Source organism: Flavobacterium sp. HJJ (assembly GCF_015351475.1).
Lineage (GTDB): Bacteria > Bacteroidota > Bacteroidia > Flavobacteriales > Flavobacteriaceae > Flavobacterium > Flavobacterium marginilacus.
On record NZ_JADKPR010000017.1, the window covers coordinates 32,233 to 52,293 of the forward strand.

At 31.5% G+C, this 20,061-nt stretch carries 20 protein-coding genes; 13 read left to right on the plus strand and 7 right to left on the minus strand.

Annotated elements, in window-relative coordinates:
• The first annotated feature begins 46 nt into the window (after window positions 1-46).
• From IRZ80_RS13865 to IRZ80_RS13875, 3 genes are all read left to right on the plus strand, one after another.
• A complete protein-coding gene (locus tag IRZ80_RS13865; protein ID WP_194642169.1) occupies window positions 47-1,177 on the plus strand; it encodes a glycosyltransferase family 4 protein in 1,131 nt (376 codons plus the stop codon).
• Between the two features lie 357 nt (window positions 1,178-1,534).
• A complete protein-coding gene (locus IRZ80_RS13870) occupies window positions 1,535-2,353 on the plus strand; it encodes a glycosyltransferase family 2 protein (protein ID WP_194642170.1) in 819 nt (272 codons plus the stop codon).
• A 3-nt stretch (window positions 2,354-2,356) separates the two neighbouring features.
• Entirely contained in the window at window positions 2,357-3,220 is an 864-nt protein-coding gene (locus IRZ80_RS13875) for a hypothetical protein (protein ID WP_194642171.1), read from the plus strand.
• Between the two features lie 68 nt (window positions 3,221-3,288).
• Here IRZ80_RS13875 and IRZ80_RS13880 read toward each other — a convergent pair whose 3' ends face one another.
• Window positions 3,289-4,365 (minus strand): glycosyltransferase family 4 protein, encoded by a 1,077-nt coding sequence (locus tag IRZ80_RS13880; protein ID WP_194642172.1) that lies wholly within the window; start codon window positions 4,363-4,365, stop codon window positions 3,289-3,291.
• A gap of 80 nt (window positions 4,366-4,445) precedes the next feature.
• Here IRZ80_RS13880 and IRZ80_RS13885 point away from each other — a divergent pair, with 80 nt between their 5' ends.
• Complete coding sequence (locus tag IRZ80_RS13885; RefSeq protein WP_194642173.1) at window positions 4,446-5,216, plus strand: Kdo domain containing protein; 771 nt, start codon at window positions 4,446-4,448, stop codon at window positions 5,214-5,216.
• A gap of 141 nt (window positions 5,217-5,357) precedes the next feature.
• Here IRZ80_RS13885 and IRZ80_RS13890 read toward each other — a convergent pair whose 3' ends face one another.
• Both IRZ80_RS13890 and IRZ80_RS13895 read right to left on the minus strand, forming a co-directional pair.
• The gene (locus IRZ80_RS13890) at window positions 5,358-6,434 is read right to left on the minus strand and encodes a glycosyltransferase family 9 protein (protein WP_194642174.1); all 1,077 of its coding nucleotides are present in this window, start codon (window positions 6,432-6,434) and stop codon (window positions 5,358-5,360) included.
• A 78-nt stretch (window positions 6,435-6,512) separates the two neighbouring features.
• The gene (locus tag IRZ80_RS13895; RefSeq protein WP_194642175.1) at window positions 6,513-7,274 is read right to left on the minus strand and encodes a hypothetical protein; all 762 of its coding nucleotides are present in this window, start codon (window positions 7,272-7,274) and stop codon (window positions 6,513-6,515) included.
• Between the two features lie 59 nt (window positions 7,275-7,333).
• Here IRZ80_RS13895 and IRZ80_RS13900 point away from each other — a divergent pair, with 59 nt between their 5' ends.
• Complete coding sequence (locus tag IRZ80_RS13900; RefSeq protein WP_194642176.1) at window positions 7,334-8,047, plus strand: polysaccharide deacetylase family protein; 714 nt, start codon at window positions 7,334-7,336, stop codon at window positions 8,045-8,047.
• Here the strand turns inward: IRZ80_RS13900 and IRZ80_RS13905 are convergent.
• Together IRZ80_RS13905 and IRZ80_RS13910 are read right to left on the minus strand one after the other, a co-directional pair.
• Entirely contained in the window at window positions 8,039-8,776 is a 738-nt protein-coding gene (locus IRZ80_RS13905) for a glycosyltransferase family 2 protein (protein WP_194642177.1), read from the minus strand. The two genes, IRZ80_RS13900 and IRZ80_RS13905, sit on opposite strands and share 9 nt — an antisense overlap.
• A 115-nt stretch (window positions 8,777-8,891) precedes the next feature.
• Window positions 8,892-9,707, minus strand: a complete 816-nt coding sequence (locus IRZ80_RS13910; RefSeq protein WP_194642178.1) for a 2,3,4,5-tetrahydropyridine-2,6-dicarboxylate N-succinyltransferase — start codon at window positions 9,705-9,707, stop codon at window positions 8,892-8,894.
• A 98-nt stretch (window positions 9,708-9,805) separates the two neighbouring features.
• Here IRZ80_RS13910 and IRZ80_RS13915 point away from each other — a divergent pair, with 98 nt between their 5' ends.
• The 4 genes from IRZ80_RS13915 (at window position 9,806) to IRZ80_RS13930 (ending at window position 12,324) form a co-directional block, all read left to right on the plus strand.
• The gene (locus tag IRZ80_RS13915) at window positions 9,806-10,039 is read left to right on the plus strand and encodes a hypothetical protein (RefSeq protein ID WP_194642179.1); all 234 of its coding nucleotides are present in this window, start codon (window positions 9,806-9,808) and stop codon (window positions 10,037-10,039) included.
• Window positions 10,029-10,310 (plus strand): type II toxin-antitoxin system RelE/ParE family toxin, encoded by a 282-nt coding sequence (locus IRZ80_RS13920; RefSeq protein ID WP_194642180.1) that lies wholly within the window; start codon window positions 10,029-10,031, stop codon window positions 10,308-10,310. Before IRZ80_RS13915 ends, IRZ80_RS13920 begins: the two co-directional genes overlap by 11 nt.
• Before the next feature lies 1 nt (window position 10,311).
• Window positions 10,312-10,722, plus strand: coding sequence for a Holliday junction resolvase RuvX (gene ruvX / locus IRZ80_RS13925; RefSeq protein WP_194642181.1), 411 nt, complete (start codon window positions 10,312-10,314; stop codon window positions 10,720-10,722).
• Window positions 10,723-10,830: 108 nt separating this feature from the next.
• On the plus strand, window positions 10,831-12,324 hold the full coding sequence (locus IRZ80_RS13930; RefSeq protein WP_194642182.1) for a malate:quinone oxidoreductase: 1,494 nt from the start codon (window positions 10,831-10,833) through the stop codon (window positions 12,322-12,324).
• Between the two features lie 86 nt (window positions 12,325-12,410).
• Here IRZ80_RS13930 and IRZ80_RS13935 read toward each other — a convergent pair whose 3' ends face one another.
• Window positions 12,411-14,627, minus strand: a complete 2,217-nt coding sequence (locus IRZ80_RS13935; RefSeq protein WP_194642183.1) for an FUSC family protein — start codon at window positions 14,625-14,627, stop codon at window positions 12,411-12,413.
• A 198-nt stretch (window positions 14,628-14,825) separates the two neighbouring features.
• Here IRZ80_RS13935 and def point away from each other — a divergent pair, with 198 nt between their 5' ends.
• The 3 genes from def to mazG all read left to right on the plus strand — a co-directional run bounded on the left by def (window position 14,826) and on the right by mazG (window position 16,831).
• Window positions 14,826-15,413, plus strand: coding sequence for a peptide deformylase (def, locus tag IRZ80_RS13940; protein WP_194642184.1), 588 nt, complete (start codon window positions 14,826-14,828; stop codon window positions 15,411-15,413).
• A gap of 60 nt (window positions 15,414-15,473) precedes the next feature.
• Window positions 15,474-15,971, plus strand: a complete 498-nt coding sequence (locus tag IRZ80_RS13945; protein WP_194642185.1) for a DUF5606 domain-containing protein — start codon at window positions 15,474-15,476, stop codon at window positions 15,969-15,971.
• A gap of 86 nt (window positions 15,972-16,057) precedes the next feature.
• Entirely contained in the window at window positions 16,058-16,831 is a 774-nt protein-coding gene (gene mazG, locus IRZ80_RS13950; RefSeq protein WP_194642186.1) for a nucleoside triphosphate pyrophosphohydrolase, read from the plus strand.
• A 58-nt stretch (window positions 16,832-16,889) separates the two neighbouring features.
• Here the strand turns inward: mazG and IRZ80_RS13955 are convergent, their stop codons facing one another.
• A complete protein-coding gene (locus IRZ80_RS13955; protein WP_194642187.1) occupies window positions 16,890-17,570 on the minus strand; it encodes a Crp/Fnr family transcriptional regulator in 681 nt (226 codons plus the stop codon).
• A gap of 108 nt (window positions 17,571-17,678) precedes the next feature.
• Here IRZ80_RS13955 and IRZ80_RS13960 point away from each other — a divergent pair, with 108 nt between their 5' ends.
• Window positions 17,679-20,057, plus strand: coding sequence for a heavy metal translocating P-type ATPase (locus IRZ80_RS13960; RefSeq protein ID WP_194642188.1), 2,379 nt, complete (start codon window positions 17,679-17,681; stop codon window positions 20,055-20,057).
• The last annotated feature ends 4 nt before the right edge of the window (window positions 20,058-20,061 follow it).

Consider the following 20,061-nt stretch of genomic DNA (forward strand, 5'->3'; position numbering starts at 1 on the left):
TTAGATAATTTCCCGTTGAAAGCAGCAACTGGCTAAAATATATTTTATGAAAATACTCTTAGATCCTCAAATTTTTAATAGTCAAAAGTACGGTGGGATTTCAAGGTATTATACAGAAATTTTTTCCATTCTTTCTAAAAAACCAAATGTATACATTTCTGTTCCGCTTTATGCTACAAAGAATGTGTATTTTAACGGAAGCAGTTTGGTAACAGAAAGTCAAGAAAGGAATTTAAGAATTAGTAAAATACTTTCTTTTTTTGGAATTAGTGAGAGGAAAAGAATTAAAAAACTTTCTTTTGAAAGAGTAATCAAATCTGTTGATCAAGAAAAATTCGATTTATTTATACCCACATATTATAATCCTTATTTTTTAGAATGTATTGATTCAAAACCTTTTGTTTTGACGGTTTACGATATGATTTCTGAATTGTTTCCTGCGTATTTTCTAGAAGATACAGAAAATACAATTGAAAATAAATATTTATTGATGGAAAGAGCAGCTAAAATTATTGCTGTTTCTGAAAATACAAAAAGAGATATTATTAAACTTTATCCCAAAATAGATTCAAATAAAATTGTTGTTATTTATCATGGCTGTTCGATTAAAATAGATGTAAATATCAAAGTTGATTTGCCGTCAAAGTATATTTTATTTGTTGGGGAGAGGAAGAATTATAAAGGATTTCATTTTATGGTTAATTCAATAAAAGAGATGTTACTTGCTAATTCTGAACTTTTTTTAGTTTGTGCAGGCGGTGGTAGTTTTTCCAAAGTGGAGAATGATTTCATTGTTAATTTAGGATTAAAGAAAAAAATAATACAAAGAAATTTCAAAGAAAAAGAATTAAATGCCTATTACAAAAATGCGGTTTGTTTTGTATTTCCTTCGATGTATGAGGGTTTTGGTATTCCAGTTTTAGAATCAATGGTTTGTGGCTGCCCGATTGTTTTAACGAACAGCAGCTCGTTTCCTGAAGTTGCAGGTAATGCAGGAATCTATTTTGAATCTAACAATTCCGAGGATTTAAAGAGTAAAATAGAAAAAGTAATGAATGACAATATTTTTCGTTCTGAATATATTCAAAAAGGATTCATTCAAGCCCAAAAATTTACATGGAATGATGCCGCAGAAAAATGTTATAAATTATATTGTGAAGTTGTAAATGAAATTTAGTTTTTTATTTTATAAGATCCAATATTTGTTATTACATAAGAAAAGCAGTTGAAAATGGTATAACCAAATGAGAGCGAAAGCATCTATTGACAGTAATTATAGAGCAAGATGATGCTCGTTTTATTGAATTGTTATTTTACAAAGGAGTGTGGTTCACAGGTAATTTTTTTGTTTAATGAGTAACAGATTGATCAATATTTGTAGATTGCACTATGGAATTTAACCGATTCGACTAACTTAATTAGAATCATTCAAGAAATCAGCCTAATAAAAATTGATATTGAATGGAAATGTTCTATTAAACTTGCTCTGAAGGAATCACTAATTTGAATAAAAAAATATCAGTAGCAGCTATTTATGAGTAAACTAGCGATTATTACCATTAATTATAATGACAAAGAAGGTTTAAAAAAAACCATTGAGAGTGTTATAAATCAAACTTGGCAGGATTTTGAGTTCATCGTTATTGATGGAGGAAGTACTGATGGAGGTGTTCAAGTAATTGAACAATATAAAGATAAAATTGATTATTGGGTTAGTGAAGTTGACAAAGGTGTTTATAACGCAATGAATAAAGGGATTAAAGCTGCTCATTCTGAATTTGTTATCTTCATGAATAGCGGAGATACTTTTTATAATGAAAAAGTGCTGGAAAAAATTGAAAATCAGCTTACGGATAAATATGATATTTATTATGGCGATTATTATCGAGTAAAGCCCAATTCTATAAAAAAGAAAACATATCCTGAAAAACTTTCTTTTTCCTTTTTCTATTCAGGTACTTTAAGCCATCAATCCTCTTTTATTAGAAGAAAACTTTTTTATGATGTTTTTTTATACAATGAAGATTATAAGATTGCTTCAGATTGGGAGTTTTTTATTTATGCTATTTGTCATAAAAATGTACCTTATAAATATTTAGAAACAGCTATAAGTAATTTTGATTTTACAGGAATATCTTCAATAGCTAAATACAAGCATGTTGCAAATGATGAAAGAAAGAAAACTTTAGAAAAATATTTTCCTCTTTTCGTTAATGACTATATATTGGTGTCTGAATTAAATTCTAAACGGGTACAGCAATTTTTGTATATTCGGGACTTTGCTGGTGCTTGGATAGTACTAAAAGGAATATTAAATGTTATTATGGTTTTTTTGCCTAAATCTAAAAATTAATAAATGAAAAAAATTCATGTAGGTTTTTTACTTTCCTATGATTATGATAAATTAAAGAATTCAATACCATTGGTTTATGAAGAATCTGATGCTATTTTTATTGCTGTTGACAAAGATTTTCGTACATGGTCAGGCGAAATTTTTGATGTAGACGAAAAGTTTTTCGATTGGTTGAAGCTATATGATGTTCAAAATAAAGTTACTATTTACAGAGATGATTTTTATGTTTCCGAACTTTCTGCCATTGAAAATGATAATAGGGAGAGGCATATGTTATCTCTTAAAATGGGAATAGGAAACTGGCTTATACAAGTAGATAGTGATGAATATTTTATTAATTTTAAAAAATTCGTAGCCGATTTAAGAAAATATGATAGTTTTTTAGATAATCCTGAAAAGAATCAAATTCAGATCGCAGCATTTTTAATTAATATGTTTAAGTATACTGATGATGGTTTGTTATATATAAATAAAGTTACAAGAGGACTTATGGCAACTAATTATCCAAGTTACAAAGTAGCTCGTAATACCCGTAAAAGAATTATTTATACATCTAATGTAATATGGCATGAAACTCTAGCCAGAACAGAAGAAGAAATAGAATTTAAATTAAAAAATTGGGGACATAACGATGAAGTTAATATTGTCTCTTTTATGAATAAATGGAAATTAGTTAATAAAACTAACTATAAAAAAATGCGAGGCTTTTTTTATATAGAACCTGAAAAATGGAACAAGTTAGACTTTATAGAAGGTGATTCTATTGATGTGATTATCAAAAACTTTGATGGACAGAAATTAATTCCATCTTCTTTTTATATTTTAAAGAAAAATTTTGGGCAATGGTTTAAATATTTATTTAAGTAACTGTGCTTACACAGAAAAGTTGTCAAAATATCCATTTTAATGTTGTTTTAGATTGGGTGAGTTCGAACCTATTTTAGAATTTCTTTGTAAATATTTAAATAATTGGATGCAGCAATCTTCCAATCGAAACTTGCTGCTCTTTTTTTCATTTCAGCCTCAATTACGCTTTTGTTGTTTTCATAATTATCTAACCCATCAATTAAAACGTTTTTCATATATTCTGGATCAAAATCACTCCAGTAATTCGACATTTCTCCGCCAATTTCAGGTAAAGACGTTTTATTAGATAAAAATACTGGTTTGCCAAAACTCATTGCTTCAATAGGAGGTAAGCCAAATCCTTCTCTTATAGATGGAAAAAGAAAAGCGATGCAGTTTTTCATATAAAACTGCTTTCCTTCATCACTGACTTTCCCCGTTAAAAAAACTTGATTTGTAAGATTATTTTTTTTAATTAAGTCTTTGATTACTTGACCATACTTTTTAGTGTTATTCCCTGAAATAATTAAATTAAAATCTTTCATCAATTTCATCATATTAATAATTGATGTGTAATTTTTTCTTTCAATAAAATCTCCAATTGTATAGAAAAAAGGTTTGTCTACAGGTACATTGCTTACAAATGCAGAAGTATCTAATAATGTCGAAATAGGGTTTCCGTTATAAATAATATATTCAGGGATATTCGGTACTTTAAAATAATCGTGCGTTTGTTTTTTTGCAAATTCAGAAATGTATGTAATAGCATTTGCTCTATTCAATTTTTCAATAAAAAGCTGGTTTTTTTTGTGATTCATATCTGATGATATTTCTTCGACAAAATTCACATCATGAACTGTTAGGAGATATTTAGTATTTACTCTTGGTTCAAGTTTGGAATTTTGATTTACGGAGTGCCATAAATCAAATTTGGCCATAGGCCTAAAGGCTTTGTATCTATGAAGAGACATATATTTATGGTATTTAAATACGTCGCCAAATTCATTTTTAAGTAATTTTGGTTTTCCAGAATTAAGACAAAGATCTAAATTTTCGAAATTGAGCTGATGTAAACCTTTAATTAATTCGTAATTAAAAGTTCCTAGACCAGTTGCTCTATTATTAATATTATGTGTTTCTAAAAATACACTTTTTGCGTCTGACATTAATTTTTTTTACGAAAATACAATAATAATTTGAAGTCTAAAATTCTATGTCTACTTTTGTGATTTTATAAAGAACTCCTGTGAAGAATTTTAAGATAAACCCAATTTTTGAAAATTACACTTCGTTAATAATTAAGGATATTAGTAGATTTAATATGTCCGGCACACTCTTCGGTGACGGCAAAAGAAATATTATCAAATTATTTGAATTAGATGAAAAGACAGTAAATATCAAATCATTCAAGATTCCAAATTTGATTAATAAAGTAGCTTACAAATATTTTAGAAAATCGAAGGCGAGACGTTCTTTTGAATATGCTACATTTTTATTGGAAAAAGGCATTGGAACACCAGAACCAATTGCTTATCTCGAAAATTATAATTGGATCGGTTTGAAAGACAGTTATTATGCCAGTGAACATCTGCAATGTGATTTGACTTATCGAGAATTGGTTCAAATTCCAGATTATCCAGATCATGAAAATATCCTACGTCAGTTTACGCGTTTTTCATACGATTTACATCAGAAAGGAATAGAATTTATAGATCATTCTTCAGGGAATACATTAATCAAAAAAAGGAGTGATGGGAATTATGATTTCTTTTTGGTTGATTTAAACCGGATGAAATTTCATCAATCCATGTCATTTGAAATGAGGATGTTTAACTTGAGAAGATTGACGCCAAAACCTGAAATGATCGCGATTATGAGTAATGAATATGCTAAATTTATAGAGGAATCAGAATCTCTTATCTATGAAAAAATGCTTCATTATACAAAAGAATTTCAAATAGGCATCGTCAAAAAGCAGCATTTGAAAAAAACACTTAAATTTTGGAAAAAATATTAATTTCTAATGTTTACCTAACAAAATTAATTTAAGAATAGCTTTATAGATTGTCAGTTTGAGCCAAGTCGGAGTTTCATAGATGAATTTGCTTCGACTTTGCTCAGTTTGACATTCGATTTCGATAAGTTAAGAAAATAAAATTTATTCTTTTGGTTCGAATAAATTAAGCTGAATAAAATCTTTAATTAATTCTAGAAAAAAATCAGGCTTGAATGCTTGGTACAATTCAGAATTTGCATTTTTTAATTGAGAGCGAGACATGTTTTTTGATAACTGTGGTTCATAGTCATTTATATGTACAGTAACATGTTTTTTACCATCTTCAAATGTTGCCCAAAGCTTTTTCTCTAAAATTGGTGCGAAAATAATAAAAGAAGGTTTGTCTAATGCTTTTGCCATATTTATAGCGCCTCCATCGTTTCCGATAATCAAATCACATTCATTCATTAGTCCAATAAAAGACCTTAAATCTGAGCCAAGAAGATCAAAATAGATATTTTTCTTTGCTTTTTCTGAACATTGACTGTAAATGTCTTGGGCTTCTGTAAGTTGACTAGGAAAATAGTTGAAAAGAATATTGACATCAAAATTTTCCGCAATATAGTCTATAATCTGAACCATAAATTTTGGAGGATAAGTCTTTTCAATTTCGCTTCCCAAAATACTTACAAGTATCGTTTTTCTTTCAGTATTGACAGAATGTTTTTTAAATAAAAGTTTAGCATCATTTATTTCAGATTCAGAAAGGTATAATTTGGGTACAGGATCTAATTTTATATTTAAATGTAACGGTTCTAAAAGAGATAGCCGGCTCTCAATAGCCAATCCTTTATTAGTTTCAGGAAATTCTGCAAACGGCACATTATCAGTGTATATAAATGTTCTTCCTGGTTTTTTGTATGATATTTTTCTTTTACCACCACTCAAAAGAACTAGAATCCAACTCTCTAGTTTTGAATAAGCATCGATTACTAAATCATATTTACTTTTTCGAATACTTAAGCCTAATTTTAATAATTCTAATTTATCTTTTCTGTGTTTATCTTTAAATAAAATAACGTTATCAATATTTGGATTCCCTTTTAAAACATCAATAGTACTTTCGTAAGCCAAAAAATCAATTTGAGCATTAGGATATGCGATACGAAGATTATTGCAGATAATGGTACTAACTAAAACATCTCCTATTTTTTTTTGTTGGACTACTAAAATTTTCATATTGGGATTTTAATATATTTGGATTTTACATTTAAGAAACTATAAGACTAAATCCTATTGAAAAGGTTTAATTAAGAATTAAGAATTTATCTTATTTGTTAAAAGCCATAATAATATTTGGCTTTTAAGTTTTCCAAAAGATTGAATATAAGCTAAAATATACCCTTCTTTTTTGTCAAGAAAACCTAGTTTTATAAAATATTGGTGGATAAATGAAAAAAAAGGGCTGGATAATAATTTAATAGCATTAGTTTTATATCCTTTCTTGAAATGCATTTTTGCAATAATATAGTTGTATGTGGTTTGCTTGCGATTATAATTGTCAAAATCTTTATAGCCTAGATTTTGAATTTTATTGGATAATATTTTTGCTTTTCCTTTGTGAATAACTTTTCCTATAAGAGGAAGATCGTCTTTCAGAGAGCAGAATTTTCTGTTGAATAATCGAACTTCGGTGTTGTTTTCGACTGCTCCATAATTTATTTTTTTATTTAAAAAAATAAATTCTCGTTCTATAGAATAGACGGTATTGCTAAAATCTTTTTCCGTGATTTTTAAAATTTCATCTTGTAAATCTTCATTTATTTCTTCGTCTGAATCGAGAAGAAGAACGATGTCATTTTTTGCGAAATCAAGGATTGGTTTATCATTCGTATTCAAATCAATAAATCGGAAGCTCTCTTTAATGTTGTCTGAAAGGAAGTTTTCCTTAAAATCAAATCCAATTAAAATAATATCATCAGCAAAATGGAAGTTCTTTTTTATGTTTTCTAAATCTAGCTTTTGGTCAAGACAAAGAACAAATAAACTTAATTTTTCAGGACTATTATTTTTAGACATTTTTTCAATAATTTTGAACAAAAGTATTAAATATGTTTTATGTTTTTGAAAAAAAAAGAATGAGCAGACTTCCCATTTTAATGTATCATAATGTATCATTGATTCGTTCGGATAATCAATCTCTAACCATTTTGGAAGGCAAACTAGAAGAGCAGTTTAAGTATTTGTCTTCACGCAATTATTCGACTTTTCATTTTTCAGAATTGTCAAAACTACAAGTATTGCCATCAAAAAGTATTGTTTTAACTTTTGATGATGTTACAGAAAATCAGTTGCTGTATGCTGTTCCTTTATTAAAAAAATATAATCTGAAAGCAACTTTCTTTATTCCGTTTGAATATATTGGCAAAAGAGATTTTTGGAACGAAGGAATTGAAAAAATAATGGGAATCGAAGATTTGAAAAAGATTGATGGTAGTTTGATAGAATTTGGATATCATTCCTATCATCATAAAAAGTACACTGAACTTTCAGATAAAGAAATAGTTGATGATTTCAAGAAATGCAATCAAATCATAAATGAAAATGATTTAAAAGTTTATACTGTTTTGGCTTACCCTTTTGGGAAATACCCTAGGAAAAAAACTTTTAATTCCCAATTCAAAAAAATATTATCTGAAAATAATATCGGTTTTGGTCTTAAAATAGGAAATAGACTTAATGAATTTCCATTTAAAGACAATTATGAAATTCAACGAATTGATATAAGAGGTGAAGAAAGTTTGCTTGTGTTTATGCTGAAATTACGTTTTGGAAAGTTGAAATTATTTTAGATTTTTTTCTAAAAGATATAATTTTGCATATCTTGAAAATACGCCATAAGCATCATAACTTGCAGAAACAAGTCCAGGAACTCCATCTAAAAAAACTCTTTTTACAAAATAGGTGTGAAAAAATCGGTAGAATGGCTTGAAGAATAATAGAAATAAAGTGGCTTTCTTTTTTTTGTCATGACTCATTTTGGCTTGAAACCAAGCGTATTTGTCTTTTTTATCCAAAAAATGATATATTTCTTTGTAGGTGTAATGAATCATATAATTTTTTAGAACACCAACTTTTGTTTTAATCACTAATTTTTCGTGAACTTCATTTTTAAATTTAGAGTTGTCGTTTTTAAATAATCGTATTACTTTATCGGTATAATGAAATAAAAAACGTCCCATAAAATAATGAGGAAACCATATTTTATAAGCTAGATATTTTTCTTTTGAAATGGCTTCTAAAATTTCTTTTTCTAATTTTGGAGTCACTCTTTCGTCTGCATCCAAAAATAAGATCCAATCGCTTGTAGTTAAGGTTAGTGCAAAATTTCTTTGATTGCAGTAATTGTCAAACTTTCTTGAAGCAAATTTACAATCCATTTTTGAAACAAGGTCTACAGTTCTATCTGTACTTTCGGAGTCTATAACTATAATTTCGTTAGCAAATGCAACTGATTTTACGGCATCTTCAATATAATCTTCTTCGTTATAAGTTAGAATGATAACCGACAGTGTTTTCATATGTTTTTTTTTAAAATAGCGACTAAAGTAGTATTTTTTTTAACAATGAAGAAATAAAAAAAGGTCTTAATTTTTTTAAAACTAGGACCTTTTTTTATGTATAAACTGATCTTTTTTAAACAGCTACATCATATTCGCGCAGAGCATTATTCAATGATGTTTTTAAATCAGTTGAAGGTTTACGTGTACCAATGATTAAAGCACAAGGAACCTGAAATTCACCAGCAGCGAATTTTTTAGTATAACTTCCTGGAATAACTACCGAACGGGCAGGAACAAAACCTTTCATTTCAACAGGAGTTTCGCCAGTTACATCAATGATTTTAGTTGAAGCAGTCAAACAAACGTTAGCACCAAGAACAGCTTCTTTACCTACATGAACTCCTTCTACAACGATACATCTTGATCCAACGAAAACACCGTCTTCGATGATAACTGGCGCGGCCTGTAATGGTTCAAGAACACCGCCAATTCCAACACCACCGCTCAAGTGTACGTCTTTACCAATTTGAGCACAGCTACCAACAGTTGCCCATGTGTCTACCATTGTTCCGGCATCAACATAAGCACCGATGTTTACATAACTAGGCATCATAATTACACCACTAGAAATATATGCACCATATCGGGCAGAAGCTCCAGGAACTACACGAACACCTTTCTCAGCATAGTCTCTTTTTAATAACATTTTGTCGTTATATTCAAAAATTCCAGCTTCTAATGTTTCCATTTTCTGAATTGGGAAATACATTACAACGGCTTTCTTTACCCATTCGTTTACCTGCCATCCATCACCTTTTGGTTCTGCAACACGTAATTTTCCTGAGTCTAATAATTCGATAACTTCTCTGATAGCATCAGTAGTTTTTGTTTCCTGCAGTAAAGCTCTGTTATCCCAAGCTTGCTCTATAATTGATTGTAATTCGTTCATTTTTGATAAATTTTTCGCAAATATACCATTTTTAACCAAAAGCAAAAAAGAGAAATCAGTTGAAAATGTTATATATTTGTAGTTCAAATAATAGTATTATGGAAACGATTCGATTAGAATTTCAGCCAAAAATAAAAGCCAAAATTTTGGAATTATTGAGTTCGTTTTCATCAGATGAATTAAAAATAGTTCAGGAAGATGAATTTTTTGCAAAGAACAAGGCTACTCTTGAAGAGGAGTTTGAAAAAATTAAGAATGGGACAGCTCAATATTGCTCTTTAGAAGAGTTGGATAGTTATTTGGATCAAGTAATATCTGAATATGAAAATTAAGTTTACTACTAAATTTAAATTTTTATTAGAGAAACAACTAAGATATATTTCAAGAGATAAACCAGTTGCAGCTAAAAAGTTTAAAAATGATTTACTTTTCAACTTGACAAAAGACTTACAGTACCCTTTCTATTATAAAAAGTCAATTTATTTTGAAAATGAAAATATAAGAGATTATGTTTTTAAAGGTTATACAATTGTTTATTTCATAGATACAGAAGCAGGTTTTGTTTCTGTCTTCGGTTTCATAAAATATAAAGACTCTTTATAAAATGCCAAGAATACTCTCCATAGATTACGGACAAAAACGAACAGGAATCGCTGTTACCGATGAATTACAGATTATTGCGTCTGGGCTTACAACGATTCCTTCTGAAACTGCAATTGCTTTTCTAAAAGATTATTTTGCCAAAGAAAAGGTTGAGGCAGTCCTTATTGGCGAACCCAAGCAGATGAATGGCGATCCTTCGCAAATCGCTTCTATAATTAAAGGATTTGTAACTCATTTTACCAATCATTTTCCAGAGATGAAAGTCATTCGTGTAGATGAGCGTTTTACTTCCAAAATGGCTTTTCAGACGATGATTGACAGCGGACTGAATAAAAAACAGCGTCAAAATAAAGCGCTTATAGATGAGATTTCTGCAACTATTATGCTTCAGGATTATTTAAACCGAAAATAATGCGATTAATTTAACAAACAGCTGTTTTATTTGAGTGTTTGTAACTGAAAAATAATTTTTTTTTGTGATTTTTAGAACTATTTTTGCAACTTCTAAAAAAATACAAAAATGTCCGATACAACAATACGATCCAATTCAGATGTAGTTTTAATTGGAGCAGGAATTATGAGTGCTACTCTAGGTGTGATTTTAAAAGAATTACAGCCTGATTTAAAGATTGATATTTACGAAAGATTAGATATTGCTGCAGCTGAAAGTTCCGATGCTTGGAATAATGCGGGTACGGGACATTCTGCTTTTTGTGAACTTAATTATACTCCGGAAGGTCCTGACGGAAAAATAAATCCAAATAAAGCAATCAGTATTGCTGAACAATATGAAGTGTCAAGACAATTTTGGTCTTATTTAGTTCAAGAAGGAAAAGTTCAATCTCCAGAAGATTTTATAAAAAGTGTTCCTCATATCAGTTTTGTTTGGGGTGATGCTAATGTTGCTTTTCTAAAAAACAGATTTGAAGTTTTACAGTCAAATCCTCTTTTTGCTGATATGATTTTCAGTACTGATATTTCTGAACTGCAAAAATGGATGCCTTTAGTAATGGAGGGCAGAAATCCTGAAGAAAAAGTGGCAGCAACTTCAATGAAAATAGGAACAGATGTAAATTTTGGAACATTGACTAGAAATATGTTAGCCTATTTAACAAAATTGGGTAATGTTACGATACATTATAGCCATGAAGTTAAAAAACTGAGACAGCGCGAAGATAAATCCTGGAGAATAAAAATCACGGATCTGGCATCTAATCAAAAGAAAAAAGTATATACTAAGTTCGTTTTCATTGGTGCAGGAGGAGGTTCGCTTCCTTTACTTGAAAAAGCAAATGTTCCAGAAGGAAAAGGATACGGAGGTTTTCCAGTTAGCGGACAATGGTTAAAATGTACTAATCCAGAAGTAATAGCAAAACACCAAGCCAAAGTATATGGAAAAGCGAGTGTTGGTGCACCGCCAATGTCTGTTCCGCACGTAGATACGAGAATGATTGATGGTGAAAAAGCGTTGCTTTTTGGTCCGTTTGCAGGTTTTTCTACTCGATTTTTAAAAAATGGATCATACTCTGACTTGCCGTTATCTATAAAACCAGACAATGTAATCCCGATGATTGTTGCTGGATATAAAAACATTCCGCTTACTAAATATTTAATTGAGCAGGTGCGTCAGTCTCCAAAAGACCGAATTAATGCATTACGTGAATATGTTCCTGGCGCCAGAACCAAAGACTGGAAACTGGAAAGAGCCGGACAGCGTGTACAGGTTATCAAAAGAGACGAGGAGTTAATAGGTAAATTAGAGTTTGGTACTGAAATTATCAATACAAATGACGGAACTTTAGCGGTGTTATTGGGAGCTTCTCCTGGAGCCTCAACAGCAGTTTCTATTATGGTTGAACTGGTAAGCAAATGTTTCCCAGAACAGTTTAATTCTCCAGAATGGCAGGAAAAAGTGAAAGCAATGATTCCTTCTTTTGGTTTGGCATTAAATGAAAACCCAGAGTTATTGGCAAGCCTTAGAAACAAAACTGCCGAAGTTTTAAAATTAAATTGAAATCTATACGTTTTTTTAATACGTTAGGATACAACAAATCAATGACAGCTTTTGGATTCAAATGAAATCGAAAAGCTGTCATTTTTTTATAGATCCTCCATTAATTTTTTGGTGTTTTTTAGAATTCCTTCGGATAAGTTGATCAGCCAGATTAATTGTTCTATGACTAATTGAGCTTCCTGCATTTTTAAGGAAAAAGCTTCTTCTTCAATTTTATTTCCTTCTTTTAATTCGTTCTGGCGGATATTTTTCAATTCGGTAAAACGATTGGCTACTTCTTCATTGGTAATTTCGTTAGAATCAACAATGATTTCTTTTTCCAGCAGAGCAATAGCCTGTTCTAGGTTTTTAAGAACTTTTTCGACCACAATTGTAAAAGCTCTTGACGAAGGAGTAGTTCTGTGCGATTGAGTATAAGTTCCTAATGAAGCTGTAGATGAAAGCAGAGAATGATTGAGCTCTGTCAATTTATACAGTAATAAAATATTCTTTTGTTTTGATTTCGGTTCCTGCGACATTCTTTGGAACGAAGCCATCAGATTGCCAATTTCGATAAAAGCATTTTTTCTAGCCAGACGGTAGGAGGTGGTAACTTCGCCTTTTTGAGTGTAATAAATAAAAATCTCTTTTAGATAATCTCTATTAGCAATAATTGATTTTTCTAAGTATTCCGGTGCTTTGATATATTCCCATGACGGCCATAAAAAATGATTAGCGAAGTAGGCTATCAGTGCTCCAGTCAGTGTGTCAACTATTCTGTACTGAATAACATCCAGATAATCAGGAGTTAATATTCCGTAAATGAATACAATGTACATGGTTACAAAAGTTGCGCTTACCGTATAATTGATCTGCGCAAACGAGAAACCAAGCAGCATACAGAGAATTGCTAAAATGCTTAATATTAAATGATTTGGCATTAATGCTAAAATACTGAACGCAATTACGCCTCCAATAATAGTTCCGATGGCACGCTGTATTGATCGCTGTTTTGTCAGTCCGTAGCCCGGTCTCATGATAATAATGATCGTCATCAGAATCCAGTATACATTTTGGAAAGGAAGAAACTTGCCAGCTAATCCTCCTAAAATGATAGCAACGGTCAATCGTAAAGAATGTCTGAATATTGTTGAAGAAAAACTGATATTTTCAATGAATGTACTTATTGGATAATATTGAGGAGTCAAAAACTTCTCTAAATCTTTATCTTTTCCTTTAAAATCATAATTGTTAGCTACCGATGTAAAAGCACGTTCAATAATTTTGATTTTATCGATTTGATTTTCGGCATATTCAAGCATGGTTTTCAGCATCAAAACTCCTTCCGAAGCTTGGGTCTTTCCTAATTCATTTTCATATTCGCTGATAGCATTTGCTAGGGCAGAAAGGTGTTCTCGTAATGTGTGTTCAGGGATATAAGTGGTTTTTTTTACAATGTTTTTTGATAATTGTTTTAACGTCGATGCCAGGTTATAAGCCAGACTTTGATAAGTTGCCAGAGTTTTGGGGTGTTTATCAAATTTTTGATGAAGTCTGTTATGATCAAAAGAGGTTGATAAAGCCAGTTCTAATATTTCTAATAATGAAACAAAGACTATAAGCATTTTTCGATTCTGGTTTGAAGAAACAGCATTCATCTGTTTCCCGATTAGTACTCTTCGGATATTATGATGGATATCGTTGAGTTCAACCTGCAGATGAAGCTGTTTTTCTAATATTGCTTTTCTGTCGGCATTGCTATTCCATAAATCTCCTCTCAGCTTCAGGTATTTTGCTGTTAGCTTAATACATTCGGCAATCTGTAATTCAGCATAGCGATATGGTTTTATATAATGGAATAATAATGAAATCAGTAAATAAAAAAGTCCTCCCGCAAGTATCAAACCTGAATACTGAATCATTTCCAGTCCTGTATGCATGTGTGCAAATGACAGCGATGCCGATAATAATGCCGAAAAGGATGTAAATGTGGCTCTTTGTCCATACACAGACAGCATTGCCAGAATGAATATCAATAGAGGAAAAAGCGGATAAAAAATAAACGGGAAGGGATAGGTGAGATTAATCAATAAATTGACTCCGGCAACCAAAAAAGCAGTGACAATGATTCCGTTTATTTTGTGTTTTAAACTGCTTGGAATATCGCAGGGATAAGTCAGGAAAGTTCCGAGAGCAAGAGTAAAACCTATTTCAAAATGACCAAAATAAGTACAGACTAATACAGGAATAACAGCAGATATTGTTGCTTTTAATGCATTAGTAAAATAGGTGCTGTCTGTAAATTTTTCTATTTTGGAAATCATGTAAATTTATTTAATACAAAGGTAAGTTATAAACGTCTTTGTACGGTTTTATTTGATTTATGCTAGTCTGATTTTACAAAAATATGCTAATTATTATAGCGGGATAAATTGTTATCTGTTTTTTTTACTATTTTTGTGAACCTAAATTATATGGATTTTTCCAGTGTTTATACTGGATATTAATAAAAAAATAATCAAATGATATTACCAATTATAGGATACGGTGACCCTGTTTTGAGAAAAGTAGGAGAGGAACTGACTCCAGATTATCCAAATCTAAAAGAAATTATTGATAACATGTATGAAACCATGTACATGGCCAGCGGTGTAGGTTTAGCTGCAGAGCAGGTGGGACTGCCGATACGTTTGTTTATTATTGATACAACTCCATTTGGTGAAGATGATGACTTAGAAGACAGAGAACAAAAAAAACTGAAAGGTTTCAAAAAGACTTTTATCAATGCCAAAATAATAAAAGAAGAAGGTGATGAATGGGCTTTTAATGAAGGCTGTCTGAGTATTCCGGATGTGCGAGAAGATGTATACAGAAAACCAACCGTTACTATTGAGTATTGTGAGGAAGATTTTGTTATGAAAACTGAAGTTTTTGATGGTTTGATAGCAAGAGTTATTCAGCATGAGTACGATCATATCGAAGGAATTTTATTTACAGATAAAATTTCATCTTTGAAAAAACGCCTGATTCAAGGTAAATTAAAAAACATTACCGAAGGAAAAACATTTCAGGATTACCGAATGAAATTTTTTGCAAAAAAAGGAAGATAATTATAAGTTAGCAGTGTTCAGTTTTTAGTGTTCAGTTAAAAAAAATAAATAAAATAAAAAATGAGTTTAGAGAAGATATTATCGATTTCAGGGAAACCAGGTTTATATGTTTTAAAAGTACAGACACGTACAGGTTTTGTTGCAGAATCATTATTGGATGGAAAAAAAGTAACAGTAAGTTTGAAAAGTAATGTAAGTCTGTTGTCTGAAATTTCTATTTATACTTACGAAGGTGAAAAACCTTTGGCTGAAATTATCCAAAACATTGCTAAAAAAGAAAACAATGGACAAACGATTTCTCATAAAGAAGATAACACAGCTTTGCTGACTTACTTTAGAGAAGTATTGCCGGAATATGATGAAGAAAGAGTATATGCTTCAGATGTTAAAAAGATTGTAAGCTGGTACAATACGCTTCAGGCAAAAGGATTGCTTGCTGAAGAAGCTCTTGTTGCAGCCGAAGAAACTGCTCCAGCGGCTGAAGAAGCAGCGGCTGAAAAAGTAAAAGCGCCAGCTAAAAAAGCACCTGCAAAGAAAGCAGCAGCTAAAAAAGAGTAATTTTAAAAGTTATTCAGAATATATTTTAATCCTGTCAAGATGTTTTCCTGACAGGATTTGTTATTTTTACACAAAACCATAACCCGATGAATACAAGAAAAAATCAGCTCCAGGCCTTTGAACGATTATTAGACATAATGGATGATTTGCGTGAAAAATGCCCTTGGGACAAAAAACAGACCATGCAGACTCTTCGTCATCTTACGATTGAAGAAACTTATGAATTGGGCGATGCAATACTGGATAATGACTTAAATGAAGTAAAAAAAGAACTTGGAGATTTATTATTGCATATTGTTTTTTATGCCAAAATAGGCAGTGAAACGAATGATTTTGATATGGCTGATGTCTGCAATGATATTTGCGAAAAGCTTATTCATCGTCATCCTCATATTTACAGCGATGTTGTGGTTAAAGATGAGGAAGAAGTAAAACAGAATTGGGAAAAATTAAAGCTGAAAGAAGGCAAGAAATCGGTTCTGGAAGGTGTTCCAAGAAGTCTGCCAGCGCTTGTAAAAGCAAGCCGAATTCAGGATAAAGTAAAAGGAGTGGGATTTGATTGGGAAGAGCCGCATCAGGTTTGGGATAAAGTTCAGGAGGAATTACAGGAACTGCAGGCTGAAGTGGCATCAGGCGATCAGGATAAAATGGAATCCGAATTTGGGGATGTCTTATTCTCAATGATTAATTACGCCCGTTTTTTGAATATCAATCCTGAAGATGCATTGGAACGAACCAATAAAAAATTTATCAAACGCTTTCAATATCTGGAAAGCAAAGCCGAAGAATTAGGAAAACCTTTAATGGATATGACTCTCGCCGAAATGGATGTTTTCTGGAACGAAGCGAAAAAGATTTAATTGTTAATGATAAATGGTTAATTGTTGATTCAAGCAAGAATTAACCATTTATCATCAATTATTCCGCAATTTTTTTCAGCTTCTGAATGTCTTTTAAAACAATTTTTTTACCAACCAATTCAATCAATCCAAGTTTATTAAAATCAGATAATAAACGGATACAGCTTTCGGTTGCAGTACCGATCATACTAGCTAATTCATCTCTGGAAAGCTGAATTTTTAAGGTTTTGTCTGCATTAGTGCCGAAAGTTTCATGTAAATAAATCAAGGTTTCTGCCAAACGTTCTTTTACCGATTTCTGAGCCATATTGACCATGTGATCATCTGCTAATCTCAAATCACCGCAAATCGTTTTCATAACATTCATCGAAAACTGATTGTTTTTATCGAAGAAACCTAATATTTCAGCTTTTGGTATAAAGCAGACCTGCATGTCTTCTAGCGCAACGGCACTTAAGTTTGCGGGTTCATCACTTATCATAGAACGCTGACCTAGTAATTCTCCTTTGGTAACCAATTTAACAATATGATCTTTTCCGTTTGGACTCAATTTTGTTAATTTACAGATACCATCTTTGATGCAGAAAATACCATTCACATTTTCTCCTTCTTCAAAAATGTTTTCTCCTTTTTTGATTGTTCTAGAAGTTTTACATTCTGAAATTCTTATAAGCTCGTCTTTATTTAGTGCCTTTAAAGAGCTAAATTCTCTTACGATACATTGTTCACATTTACTCATAACGAAATTGTATTTTCGATTACAAAGTTATACATTTATATGATAAATATCATTGTTGGGATACAATCAATTTTTGAATTTTGTTTGTTTAAATTACCCCCTTAATTTATGGAGAATAAAAATTGCTTTCATTGTGGTTTAAGTATCGCAATAGAGGAGAAAATTGTCTTTGATGAAAAAGAATTTTGCTGCAGCGGATGTAAAACAGTTTATGAAATTTTCAGTCTGAATGATTTGACTTGTTACTATGATTTTGAGAAGTCACCAGGAGCCACTCCGCAGGATATTAATGGTAAATATGATTTTTTAGATAATGAAAGTATTGTTGCTAAGTTATTAGAGTTTCAGGAAGAGCCGGCAGCTATTGTTTCGCTTAGCATTCCACATATCCATTGCAGTTCCTGTATTTGGATTTTAGAAAATTTACAGAAACTTCAAAAAGGAATAAACACTTCGCAGGTAAATTTTCCAGAAAAGAAAGTCCGAATCAATTATAATTCATCTGATGTTTCTCTAAAAAGCATTGTTCATCTGTTGTGTTCAATAGGTTATGAACCATACATTAGTCTGGAAAATTATGAAACAGGAAAAAACAGTATTGATAGGAGCCTCACCTATAAGCTGGGTGTTGCTTTCTTTTGCTTTGGTAATATTATGCTGCTTTCTTTTCCAGAATATTTTGAGGTAAAGGAGTATTGGCTGGATAATTACCGCCCTTTCTTCAGATGGTTAATTTTTGCGCTGTCTTTGCCATCCTTTTTATATTCGGCAAGCGGGTATTATGTTTCGGCTGTTAAAAGCATTAAATCTAAAATGCTGAATATCGACATTCCTATTGCTCTGGGAATTGTCGTGATGTTTGTACGCAGTACCTTTGATATTGTAATGGATTATGGTTCGGGTTTCTTTGATAGTTTAACCGGTTTGATTTTTTTTATGCTGTTAGGGAAAATGTTCCAAATCAAGACTTATAGTTTTCTTAGCTTCGAAAGAGATTTCAAATCGTATTTCCCAATTGCCATTACCAAAATAAACCGAGATGCCAGCGAAGAAAGTATTCCTGTTTATGAAATTGAAAAAGGCAACAGATTATTAATCCGCAACCAAGAATTAATTCCTGTGGACGGAATTTTAATATCCGATAAAGCCGAAATCGATTATAGTTTTGTCACCGGCGAAGCAGTTCCGATAACTAAGAAATCGGGAGATAAAGTTTTTGCCGGCGGAAAACAGATTGGGAAAGTTATTGAAATGGAAGTACTGCATTCAGTTTCCCAAAGTTATCTGACGCAGTTGTGGAGCAATGATGTTTTTCAGAAAAAAGTTGAGCAGCAACACAAAACGATTACAGATAGTATCAGCCGTTATTTTACGCCTATTCTTCTGCTGATAGCCTTCGCAGGATTTGGATATTGGATATTTTTTGATGCTAATACTGCTTTTAATGTTTTCACGGCGGTACTGATCGTGGCGTGTCCTTGCGCATTGGCATTGACAGTTCCTTTCACGATGGGGAATATGCTGCGGATTTTTGGAAATAAATATTTTTATCTCAAAAATGCTTTAGTGATTGAACAGCTGGCGAAAATTGATACCATTGTTTTTGATAAAACGGGAACAATAACTACAAATTCAAAATCGAATATTTCCTATGAAGGCAAAATACTTGATGAGACCAATTTATCAATATTAAAAAGTGTTCTTCGTGCCTCTAATCATCCATTGAGCCGAATGCTGTATGATTTTCTTCCTGAAATAAAAAGACTCCAATTAGATGCCTTCGAAGAAATAACAGGAAAAGGAATTCAGGCTGTGGCCGGAGGCGTTTCTATACAAATGGGATCGGCTAATTTTATCGGTGAAAAAGGACAAAGCGAAGTGCAGCAAACTTCTGTTCATGTAAAAATAGGAGAAGAGTATTTTGGGAAATATGTTTTTAATAATCAATACAGGGAGGGATTGTCCGATCTGTTTGAAAAATTAAGTTCGCAGTACCAGCTGAAAGTTTTGTCAGGGGATAATGAAGGAGAGCGCAGTCTGTTGGAAACAATTCTGCCAAAAGGCACCGAAATGATTTTTAATCAAAAACCAGAACAGAAACTTGAGTTTATAAAAGCTTTGCAGGATCAGGGTAAAAATGTCATGATGGTTGGCGATGGGCTGAATGATGCCGGAGCTTTGGCACAAAGTAACGTTGGTATTTCCATATCCGAAAATGTGAATGTTTTCTCTCCAGCCTGCGACGCTATATTGGATGCGAAGGAATTTAAAAAACTGCATTATTTTTTAAAATTGTCCCAAAAATCCATTTCGACGATAAAAATGAGTTTTACACTGTCTCTTTTGTACAATGTCGTTGGACTTTCGTTTGCTATCACAGGTAACCTCTTGCCGTTAGTTGCAGCAATCATTATGCCGCTGAGTACCATTACTATAGTGAGCTTTGTTACTGTAATGAGTAATTACTATTCGCGAAAAATAAAATAAAACA